At 48.4% G+C, this 11,726-nt stretch carries 8 protein-coding genes and 1 pseudogene; all 9 read right to left on the bottom strand.

Going from position 1 to position 11,726, the window contains the following annotated elements:
• A pseudogene (locus LQ229_RS26305) lies at positions 1-2,892 on the bottom strand (SwmB domain-containing protein); the annotation flags it as partial.
• A 460-nt stretch (positions 2,893-3,352) separates the two neighbouring features.
• The gene (locus tag LQ229_RS26310; RefSeq protein ID WP_230193353.1) at positions 3,353-3,844 is read right to left on the bottom strand and encodes a DUF4358 domain-containing protein; all 492 of its coding nucleotides are present in this window, start codon (positions 3,842-3,844) and stop codon (positions 3,353-3,355) included.
• The gene (locus LQ229_RS26315; RefSeq protein WP_230193357.1) at positions 3,841-4,956 is read right to left on the bottom strand and encodes a DHHW family protein; all 1,116 of its coding nucleotides are present in this window, start codon (positions 4,954-4,956) and stop codon (positions 3,841-3,843) included. Before LQ229_RS26315 ends, LQ229_RS26310 begins: the two co-directional genes overlap by 4 nt.
• 47 nt (positions 4,957-5,003) lie before the next feature.
• On the bottom strand, positions 5,004-6,410 hold the full coding sequence (locus tag LQ229_RS26320; RefSeq protein WP_230193354.1) for an MBOAT family protein: 1,407 nt from the start codon (positions 6,408-6,410) through the stop codon (positions 5,004-5,006).
• 35 nt (positions 6,411-6,445) lie between these two features.
• Positions 6,446-7,105: a GDSL-type esterase/lipase family protein gene (locus LQ229_RS26325; RefSeq protein WP_216539364.1), complete on the bottom strand. Its 660-nt coding sequence runs from the start codon at positions 7,103-7,105 to the stop codon at positions 6,446-6,448.
• 21 nt (positions 7,106-7,126) lie between these two features.
• Positions 7,127-7,810, bottom strand: a complete 684-nt coding sequence (locus LQ229_RS26330) for an N-acetylmuramoyl-L-alanine amidase (protein WP_230193355.1) — start codon at positions 7,808-7,810, stop codon at positions 7,127-7,129.
• 22 nt (positions 7,811-7,832) lie between these two features.
• Positions 7,833-8,696 (bottom strand): polysaccharide deacetylase family protein, encoded by an 864-nt coding sequence (locus LQ229_RS26335; RefSeq protein WP_230193356.1) that lies wholly within the window; start codon positions 8,694-8,696, stop codon positions 7,833-7,835.
• A gap of 378 nt (positions 8,697-9,074) precedes the next feature.
• On the bottom strand, positions 9,075-10,898 hold the full coding sequence (locus LQ229_RS26340) for a HAMP domain-containing sensor histidine kinase (protein ID WP_216539361.1): 1,824 nt from the start codon (positions 10,896-10,898) through the stop codon (positions 9,075-9,077).
• Positions 10,895-11,578, bottom strand: a complete 684-nt coding sequence (locus LQ229_RS26345; RefSeq protein ID WP_216539360.1) for a response regulator transcription factor — start codon at positions 11,576-11,578, stop codon at positions 10,895-10,897. Before LQ229_RS26345 ends, LQ229_RS26340 begins: the two co-directional genes overlap by 4 nt.
• Between the last annotated feature and the right edge of the window lie 148 nt (positions 11,579-11,726).

Raw genomic sequence — 11,726 nt, forward strand, 5'->3', positions numbered from 1 at the left:
GAAGCTCCAGGTGCCGTCTTCGGCTACCTCAACCTCTACCGGGCCAATGACAGTGCCATCTTCTTTCTTAATGGTTACCTCAACCTTGGCTTCTTTGTCTGCCGTTCCTTTGATCTCTGGGTTCTTGATATAGACGGTATCGCCGCTTGGTTCGGTAATCTCTAAAGATGGAAACGCGATAAGATTGTTGTCAACTTTCCTGTCAAAATCAAGAACAAAAGCGCCATTCGTCCCTTTTAAGTTGCCATCCGTCGGTTTTTCATACTTCAGCCTCAAAGTATCATCTGGACGAAGCTCTTTCGACAGTTTCAACTTCACCTTATTGCCTTCCACGACAATCTCGCTAATTTCAACAGGTTCTAGCGCATCGCCAACTGTAACCGCAAAACCTTCTGTTGTTACGCCATCCGCAATTTCTTGATCGAAAGTTAGAATGATCTCATTTCCTCCGTCATTCGCAACTTCTTCAAGAGTCACGGTTTGAGGCGTTGGCGCCTGCACCCCATAAGTGAAGAACTGTTCATCTGCCAAACCTTCCTGTACCGTCGCAACGTAGTGCGGAACACCGTTAAGATCTTTAACTTCTAGTTCGTAACCTATAGCAGTAGTAAAATCGGTATCGCTGTCACTCACAATCAACTTTTTCCCAGCCGGAATAGCACTTACCGGGATTGCGACTTGTACCAGACCGACTCCGCCAGTATTCTGTACCTTCCATACACGTTGCGCACGGTATTCATTCGTTATACCGATTTGCTTGTCAAAAACAAGAGGGTCTCCATTATCGCCCCATATTAGGTACTGTCCGTCAGCCAACTCTGAACCGTCAGGTTCATTAGTTTCCGTTAATTGACCTGAGCTGATGACAATCTGCGTGCCAGTGTTTATACTGCGGCTCTGCTTTTGATGGAGACCTTCGATCGTGTCAAGACCAATGCCAGCAATATTATTTTTGTATCCTGAGTTTTTAGTAGCATCCCATACTGTTACGTCGCTGGTAGCAACATAATCACTATTGCCATCATTCAGGGTAATGCCATATTTTACAGCTAAATATGTTTCGATTTTTGCTGCGTCTGAAGTGGTCATCCCATCAAATAAAATGATTTCTGCTACTTCGCCGTTTAAACCTCCCCAGTTAAGATCTTTGGTACCAGCAGTGGCTCCAACAACAGGTGTAATTTTTATTGGTCCAAAACTCTGATCATTTCTCGTTAATGTTACTGGCTTACCATCAATTTTACCTGTATGAGTAATTGTATCCTCAATCTCATACTGTACAAGTTGGTATCGCGCATTGCTTGCTCCTGGGATATAACGGTAATTACCCGTTTTTCCAGTCCCTACGGCGAAATTAGCGCCATAGCTGCCTAAAATGATAGCACCGTAATCCTGTATTTCAGTTGAACCAACGAGTGCTCCACCATTCGGCTTATAAACAGCGTATCCAGACTGGAAAGTAATCTGCTTATCTCCAACTAATTTAGCTGAGGTTCCATAATGATTAGCGCTAGTAGGATTGCTAAAAGTCACACTTGGGTTGAAGTTTACCCCGTTCGCATTATACTTGGGTGTTCTCGCTTCTTGTCCAACCGGCACATCAAGAGTAAACTCCACAGGATTTTCCGATTGGTCATTCCAAGCTTTTAATTTTCCAGAATCCTCTGTCGCACCGTCATCCGCCTTCAACCACAATACCGGTTGTTTGTCTATTACCCCACCTGGTGCTGACGGAAAAGCAGAGATCGTTCCGGTCGCAATCGCACCGCCAACCGCCGTTGCTCTTAAATCACTTGGATCAAAAACGTTGCCAGGAATGTAATAAACTATAACTTGTCCATTACTGTCTGTTGTCACCGCAGACCAGTCTGTGATCGGATTACCATCCGCATCTTTCCAAGTGCCATTTTGCGAACCTGTTATTGTGATTGGCACATCTGCGGCAGGATTTCCGTCAGCGTTTTTTGCGGTAATCACAATTGGATAAGCACCTTGGCTTGCAGTTCCAACTTCCAATTCCAGAGTTGAAGGGGCTTGTTGGTACCCGCTGGTGTCGTCCAGATCGCCAATCGGCGCAAAGTCGTTAACAAAATACCAGCTTAAAATTTCATGCGATTCATTGTAGCCTACGCCAGTGAAACCCGTATAAATGGCATTCGCATCATTAAAAATATCCTTCAGGTTGATATTTTCAGCATTGATTAAAGGTTCGTCTGGTTTGCTCGCTAAATCATTCAAGTACACCTTTACATTGCTGGATGCACCGTCGTAATCGATCCAGGCATAATATGTCTTACCGTTTGCCAGAACAATCTTAGGGTTGCCGGAATCATCTCTCATATCAGCAGCGTTGAGGTCTTTATACCATAACGGATTCGTATTTGTTATGTCTCCATCAATTGCAATTCCTATATAGTTGTACGACGGATCAAAATAAGGATCTCCATTTTTATAGGTATCAAATTTTAGGGAAAAACTTGGTGCTACCCCTTGTATTCCCATACCTCCACCAGTGTCACCCAAACCTTCTAGATCAGTCACAATCGCAAAGGTCATTCCATCGGCAGACTTCCCCGGATTACCGTTAAATACAAAGGAAAATCCGGTACTAAACGAAAATTCTTCATGCGGTTGAAAAGATTGTTTGTTAAATGCGCTTCCAGGAATATGCTTGTTTAATGGAGCTCCCGGGTTCACAATCAACCTTCCATCCGAAAATGCCGCTTGCCCATTTAACTGAAATAGTTCCTGCTGAGATTTTTCCGAAAAATCATTAATATCGAACTTGTACGTCAACCACTTGATAGGGTCCGTCTCAGCCGCTTCCGCTACCTGCGGCGCGAATACAGCAGGGAACCCGCCCGCTACGACAACGAACGCGAGCAAGACCATAAGCTGCTTCTTCCAATACAACTTACTGCTTCGTGTAAACACGCTCTCTCATCCTCCTGTTCTTTCGTACCTCCCGGCATTTGCAGAACCAGTTGGAGAGCAGATGGAACAGGTTTCCCTCAGAGAGATCCACCTGCCTGTTTCATACATTTGCAGGAGGATTCGATATGAAAACATAATGGGGTCTCTTCTGGCGTAAACGTTGTCATTCCGACCGTCTTCCGGCAATGATGCCGCACTTCACCTTACATTGCGTCTCTTCTGCATACTCATAATGAGAAGTCAAATCCCTCCTCTCCAAAATATTGTTCGGAACGACATCATCTGCCAAAATTCAACACTCCCCTACGATATAGTGTAGCAATCCAACCTATACAAAACCTATACAACCCTATGCGGAGAAAACGTTACTAAACTGCGCAAAAAACCTCTGTCGTTTCGGACAGAGGATATCAAACAACTATAATGAAAATGCCTCGTCAAACGCGCGTTCCATCCGATCGGCTTCTTGGGAGACGGCGAACAGAATAAACGGGCCTTTCGTCTTTAACACATGCTTCTCGATGAGAAAATACTCTTCCGGGCGATAATCTTTAAATTTGACCGTTTGCGCATCGATTCTTTGCAATAGTTTCGCTTTGACGCTTTCGACTTGATTCTTGTCTTTTACTTTGATTACCGCCAATTCGTCCGCTTTCACATTCGATGTCGCCGTATAAAGGACAAAGTCCTCCACGTCCTCGGCATCGATATGATACAGCTTTTGCAGCTTCTTCGCATCCCCTTGTTTCATATCGTTCAAGCTCACCGCCTGCCCGATCCGTTCCCCTACAACGGCGGCCGATAGTTTATCCGCATCCCCGTCCCCCTTGCCGGAACATCCGGTCAAAAGGCCGATCGCCAAGGCAAACGCAACGAGAGCGGCTGCAAGCTTCCTATTATATTGTTTCATTCGATCAACTCCGATAAGTTCATAATAGATGGATCTTCAAAGAACGTATTGATATTGTAAAGCAGCAGCATGTCGCGGATTTCATGTTCTTGCACAAGCGCCGCCAAGTTTTCCTCGTAATACCGCAGGTCCACCACATAAATTTCGCCGAAATGTTTCGTTAAGAAAGGAATCATGCTATTGGCATACGAATCTTTGACCACGAGCAGCTTTTTCCCATCCGAACGGTTCGTCTTTATCTTCACAAGCCCATGATTGCCGTTAAGGAACACCGTATACTTATCCTTCTTATGAAGATTCGCCATCTCATACAAGGAATCCGAGGTTCGCCCTTCGTCGGCGTACTCTACCGCAATCTTCCCTTCATCCTTGGGCAAATAAAGCTCGATGCGGTCGGGCTGTATATGTCGGAAGCCGCTCTTCGAATAGAGCGACCCATAGAACTCATCCGTGACTTGCCGAACGTTGAAATCTTCCTCCCCTTTCGGGGCAATTCCCATTTGCTTGCATAACTCCCGATATGCATAATAGGCGCCTGCGGTCGTCCAATGATGATCGGTTCGATAATACAGCGCTTGCTCCCGCCCGTCATACAGCGCGGGATACACATCTACAAAACCGATATCGCCGGGGAGAGCTTGCCGGACCTCATCCAAATACGCAAGTTCGTCCCCGTCAGGGGCATAGGCCGGGAGTTTCTCCTTAAGCACCGTCACAGCCGTGGGCGCAAGCATCACATATTTATGCAGGGCAGGCGTGGCGTCGTCAAACGCATGGATAGCCTCGATCCTTGCTTCCATTTCCCCCTTTGCAGGCGGAGTAAATTGCTGAATAAGGTATCCGTCCTTGCCCAAGTAAACGCCGTTACTCTCCTTTTTCCCCATCGCCCGATCCGTATCGGATTTTACGCCGATCCAAACGTCTCGGAAAGCAAACTGATCGGACACGTACTTCTCGTAATTGGAAGTAAACTTTCCCGACAGCAAACTGTCCAGCGAAAACTCCGGCATCTGCTCTAAATTGCGATTCTCCGATTCCGAGAATACTTTGGTAGGAGCTATAAGATTAAGGAAAACGATGACGCTTATAAACAGCAATAACAGGATGGCCATGATATGTTTATATATGTTGTCATGCCGATTCAAGGCCGCCGCCTCCTTCAAAATCGAAAGTATAAGAAAGGATTGTATGTTTCATTGACCAAATAAGCCGTCGACAGCATCATTAATACAAAATAAATAGCCGGGACGGCCATCGCGCCTGCCATCTTGCTTCTTTCCCTGAGATGCGATAGAACCTTCCGGGGAAGCGGCGTCGCGCACAGCGCCAACACCGCCAACAATACGAGATTCGTTGACAAGGAATAGAGCGCCATATTGTCCGCAAATCCGTGTGCGCCGAAACCGAACATCGTTCCGATAAATTGCAAAGCGGCGCCCATATTTTCAAATTCGAACAATACCCATCCGACGATGACGATGAGCAGCGTATAGATATGTCCTACGATGCCGGACCGCTGCTGCAGCCATTTCAATAGAAACAGCTTCTCGACCGTGACGAAGAAACCGAAATACAAGCCCCATACGATAAAATTCCAGCTCGCCCCATGCCATAAGCCGGTAGCCAGCCACACCACGAACAGATTGCGCAGTTGCTTCGGCAAGCCCGACCGATTGCCGCCGAGCGGAATATAGACATACTCCCGAAACCAGGATCCTAAGGAAATATGCCATCTGCGCCAAAATTCCGTCACGCTTTTCGATAGATAAGGGTAGTTGAAATTTTTCATAAAATCGAAGCCGAACATTTTGCCGAGTCCGCGCGCCATATCCGAATACCCGCTGAAATCGAAATAGATTTGGAAGGTAAACGCAATGATGCCGAGCCATGCGGACAGCACGCTCAAATCCTCCATGGGCGTCGCCTTCACGCTCGTCCACAGCAATCCGATATTGTTGGCAAGCAGCACCTTCTTGGCCAGCCCTCTCATCAACAATTCCGCCCCTTCGCCGAACCGGTCCAGCGTCACTTTGCGGGAAGCCAGTTGCCCCGCGATGTCGCCGTATTTGACGATCGGACCCGCAACGAGCTGCGGGAACATCGTCACATAGGCGCCGAAGGAGACGATATTCCTCTGCACGGGCACTTTGTCACGGTACACGTCCACGACATAGGACATCGTTTGGAACGTATAGAAGGAGATGCCCACCGGCAGCGGAAGATCGGCCGCCTGAAGATGGAGATGGAACAGTTGATTGATATTGTCCACGACAAACCCGGCATATTTGAAGAAACAGAGAATGCCTAAACTGCCGGCGATGGACACGATAAAGACCGTTCTGGCAATCGCCTTGCGATGCCTGTACTTATCGATCAGCAATCCGTTCGCATAATCAAAGACGGTAGAGAAGATCATGATCAATATATATAACGGCTCTCCCCATGCATAAAATACGAGGCTCGCAACGAGCAGAACGGTATTTCGCAGCCCTCTAGGCGATAGATAATAAACAAGAATCGTTGCCGGCAAAAATAGGAACAGGAATAGCAGACTGCTAAATACCAATTCCCGTCACCTCCAATGATGCACCCGTTCGCATGTTATTTCACTTGATCTTTCAACAGATCGAGCATGAGCGGATAAAACTCGGCTTTAAAATGGATGCCGTCCGCATCGTGCACGTCCGGGTTGCCGGCAAAGATCGATGATAAGTCGACGAATCCGACTTGTTCCTTGGCGGCCAGTTCCTTCAATCCCTGATTGTAGTCTTCGATATTGCGGTATCGGGGTTCTTCTTGCTCCGCTTCGGCCGTCACCGGCGTAACAGGCAAGATCGTGATCGCTGCGCCCGGCAGTTTATCCTTGATCGTATCAATCAACTTGGCGTATTGCGTCAGCGAGTATTGTTTGGGATCGTCCGTCGGCCATAGAATGTCATCCGAACCCAATAGGATAAAGATATGTTTCGGATTTCGCTTCGCCAACTCCTCGATATCTTCCAGCGCGAACTCGGCCGTTTTCCCCGCGCCGGCAAGCACATTCGCTTCATCTAACACATCGTGAAAAGACAATCCCTCCGTAATCGAATCCCCCAGAAATACGCTCGTTTGAAATACGTTTTTATACTCCGCAGTTGCGGGTACCGCCTCTTGTTCCTGATCCGTCGCGGACTGCTTCGGTCCCTTTCCCTGATTTCCGCACGCAGCGAGCGATAATGCGATGATTCCAATAAGTAAAAATGCAATGAAGTTCTTTCTCATTTTCCAATTCCTCTCTCCCGTTTATTGTATGTTCAAATATTCCTTGATCCCGGCTACGATCGATCCGGCAATCCGATTCTGAACTTCGTCCTTCAACAATTGCGCCTCGTCTTGCGGATTCGTCAAATAACCTACTTCCAGCAGCACCGCCGGCATCGTCGTATCTTTCACCACGAAGAAATTTTCTTTCTTCACCCCGCGGTCCCGGAATCCGGTCGCTTCCACCGTATGCTTATGCATGATTTCGGCCAATTGAAGCGATTCCTCGCGGTAATAATACGTTTCCGTGCCGGAAACGCCGGCGTCGGTAAAGGTATTGCCGTGAATGGATAGGAATACGTCCGCGTTCAACTGATTGGCAAACTCGGGTCTCTCCCGATCGATCGAGGAAATAAAACTGTCGTCGGTTCTGGTCATATAGACCTCGATTTGCGGCTCTTGCTCCAACCGTTCTCTCACCTTGTGCGACAGTTGCAACGTAAAGTCCTTTTCATCCTGTCCGCTGGCGCCGGTCGCGCCGCGATCCTTGCCGCCGTGTCCCGGATCGAGGACGACCTTATAGATCGGGTCGTGCGTCGTATCGTTGACGCCGCTTCCGCCCGGACGGCTGTCGCTTGCGCCGCTATTGCCGGAAAAGACGTTGTACACGGCAAAAATCAAAACGACGGCTGCGATCAAAACGATCCATGGTATGCTCTTCTTCATCTCTCTCTCCCTCTCTATGTCCTTACAAGCGATGATCCTTCTGGAAATTCAGGTGGAAATGTTCGGCATCGTCATATACGCCAAACTCGTATCCCGCTTCCCGATAGAAGGCGATAATGTCCGGGAGAACTTGGAGCGTTTGCGGTTTTTCATGCATAAGTACGACTTCCAGATCAACCTTCGTCGCTTTCTTGACGTTCTCGATAATCTGTTCCGGATGATCCTTCAAGTTCCAATCATTCGAATCGATCGTCCAATCCCAAATTTTGATTCCCGCATCGGCGATCCGATCGCGAATTGGTTCGTCGTTCAGTCCCGGCGCCGACCCGTAAGGCGGACGCACCAAATGCGGATTCTCGCCTGTTATATCATGAATCAGCGATAACGTTTCTTGCATCTCGGATACGAACTCCCCTTGTTCGTACAGCTTTTTATATTGATGAGTCATGCTGTGCCCGCCGACATAATGCCCTTCGCGTACCGCACGCTTCACATCGCTTTGCAGGCTTTTGCGCTTCAAATTGCTGCCTTGCATAAAGAATGTTGCCTTGACGCCCTGCTCCTGCAAAACATCGAGAAATTTCCCGGTCCATTGGCTCGGGCCGTCGTCGAACGTCAAATAGACGATTTTCCCTTGCGGCCTGGCGTCTTCTCCCCGAGGCTTGACCATCTCTTCTCCCTGCGGCTTGCTCTCGCTACTCGTCGTCGGGTCCGCCGGCTGCTTGGCATGCCGCTGCGCAATCGCCGTTTCAGGCGCTGCAGCCAACTTCACAAGGGAGACAACGAGCAAGATAACGGCTGCCAACAGAAGGATGAGCCGTCTTCGTTTCTTCATTCTCACCCTGCGTTCGTTGCGGCTTCGATCAAGGTGCGTTCGTGCTGTCATGTCCATCCATCCCCTCTCTCACAAGATAGAATAATAGAGAGAGATAAAGATAAAATGCAGATGAAATTAAATTATTCTAAAGAATGAAAAAAAGCCTGACACCGCTGCATCAGGTTCTTGAAAGGAGGTCCGCTCCCGCTCCGCTGGATTTTATACAACGTTTTAACCGTAAAATCCCTGTAATCCGACCTTTCATTGGAATTTATCCAGTAGATGATTCAAAAAAGGGCTAAATCGTGCAATAAACGAGAAATCCATTGGATATTTTCCAATGGATTCCCGTTTGGATCGGCAAATTCGCTATATCTATTGGATGTTTTCCAATAGGGACGCGAGCCGAGTAAATCGCGGTATTTAATTGAAAGATAAGTAACTCCTCTATCCTTTTTTATTCAGATAGAAATAGAACATCACGCCTTCCGCCGTATTAGTTACGCCATACGGCACGCCGTGCATCTCCAAGATCTTCCTCGAGATCGCCAGACCGAGCCCGGTCCCTCCGGTCGCGCGCTGCCGGGAAGGTTCGCCGCGATAGAAACGGTCCCATATTTTCTCCAACTGCTCGTCCGGAATGTGAGCTCCTTTATTTTCGATGCATACTTTGACGGAATCCCGCTCTTCGACGGTCGACACGATAATAGTCCCATGCTCCGGTGTGTAGCGAATCGCGTTCGTGAGGAAATTGACGATCACTTGCTCGATCCGGCGCCCATTGGCCACGATTTCGATCGGCTGAAGATGAGTGTGCAGTTGCAACTCCTTGCTCGCGATCTCGGAAGCGAATTTCGCGCACATTCGCTCCAGAACGGCGGCGATATCGAACGATTCCAACTCCATCTTATATGTGCCGGACTCATACTTGGCCAGCTCCAGCATATCCGCGATCAGCAGATCCATCCGTCTCACTTCATCTTCCATCGCCGCAAAATAATAATCCCGCTTATGGCTCGCCACCCCATCCTTAAGAATGGACAGGCAGCTTTGAATGACGCTTAGCGGTGTTTTCAATTCATGCGATACCCCGGCAATAAATTCCTTTCGCGTATTCTCCAGCTGCTTTTCTTTCTCGATATCCTCCTCCAACCGGGCGATATGGGAATGGAGCCGCTCGGAAAGCTCGTTAATGTTGCGGGACAGGTCGCCGATCTCATCCTTGGTCGTGACCGGAATTTTCTCGGAAAAGTCCAAGCCGGCCATTTTCTGCGCCGTACGGTTAATTCGCAGCAGCGGCCGGGCAATCCGGCGGGAAAAATAGAACGAGACCAGCAGCACAAGCAGCAGTGTGGCGACGACAATATAGACGTAGTAATTTTGCATCACCCCGGCGGCTTCGGCTACAGGCTGCAGCGACGTCATCGCGACGATGTATGCCGGTTTCCCGTCCGGATCTTCGATCCGGTTCACAAACATTTTGTAATTCACTTGATTTTGTTCAAAATCGATGACTTGACCGGCATTCACGCCGCCATCATAATCTCCGTACAAAAGATCCGCCTGCAACGCTTTGATCCGATCCAGAAATAAATGATTCGTATAGCGCCCAATTGCTGCGCCTTCCGGTATCCGAACCTTCGTAATCGTCCCTTTGACCAGAAAAGTGGGGTACTTTTCATGGTATTGAAACCCACTTTCGAACCTGGGTACAACTTCATACTCCTTGTTTACCATCTGGCTATTTTCCAGACGGCCTTCCTCTCTCAGCCTGGCTCCACTCCTTCCCATCCGCTGCACAACCGGCTGATTGTTTACGATGATGCCTTCGACAGCGATCGGATCGCCCTCTTGAATCCATGGAGCGAGAAACGGATTGTCGGTATACATGTCCTCCACATTCATGACCGTGTACAACGGGACGGTAAGCGTTTGGCCGGGCAGATCGACAGTGTCATCGGAGCGCTCCAACCGGATCTCCATCGTAAAATCGCCGGTATATTTCAAATTGCCCATAGCGTCCAATGTCGTAATCCAAGTGCCATGCTCTTGATAAAAGTTTTGTTCAAGGTTGGCCGCCGCCTGTGCGTCACCGGCATGGTTCAAGTAGTCCTGTTTATACGATTCGATGGCCGCCTGCACGTTTTCCATCCTTTGGTGGACATAAAATTGCTTGAAAAAAAGGGTTTGTCCGATAAAAATGATCGCGAGAACGAACATGCATAGTGCGGTCGTTAATAGAAACAGCTTGAGTACAATGCCCTTTTTCATGATTGATCCTCGAATTTATATCCCGAACGCACGACGGTGACGATGCATTTCGATTGGTCCCCCAGCTTGGAACGCAAATTGCGGATATGGCTATTGACCGTTCGATCGTCGCCGACGAAATCGTAGCCCCATATTTTCGTGATTAATTGATCCCTTGTTATAATCATCCCTTTGTTCTTCATCAAGTAAGATAAAATTTCAAATTCCGTATGCGTCAAATTGCAGCTCGTCCCGTCGATCGAAACGGTGCGGGATGGGAAATGGATCGTAATGCCGCTGCCGGATAACGTATCGCCGCCGCTTCCCTGTTCCCGGATATGCCGGTTTTCCAGAAGCCGTTTCGCCCGTGCCAGCAAGATCGGCGGACTGTACGGTTTCGTGACGTAATCGTCCGCGCCAAGCTCGAATCCAAGCAGCGTATCGTCCTCGTCCGAGCGAGCCGTCAACATAATAATCGGCACGTTTGAAATCTTGCGAATGCGCTGGCATACCGACCACCCGTCCAATTCGGGCAGCATAATGTCGAGAATGATCAAGTGCACGTCATGCGCCCGGAACAAGGCCAGCGCTTGTTTGCCGTCGCCCGCTTCCAGCACCTCGTATCCTTCTTCAAGCAAATAATCTTTCATCACTTCGCGCAAAATATGTTCGTCTTCCACAATCAAAATCGTCTTTGGCATACTACAACCTCTCAACGTTTGTATAATCCTAAATTTCGAAAGTACCGTTCATTGAAAACATAAAAAAGTGCCCAAATCTTTGGTAGAATGGTGTTTGTCGAGAACACTACACCCAAAGAGAGGAGCACCTTTTAGGTGAAGTCTACCA

It is taken from the genome of Paenibacillus sp. CECT 9249 (assembly GCF_918697855.1).
Lineage (GTDB): Bacteria > Bacillota > Bacilli > Paenibacillales > Paenibacillaceae > MSJ-34.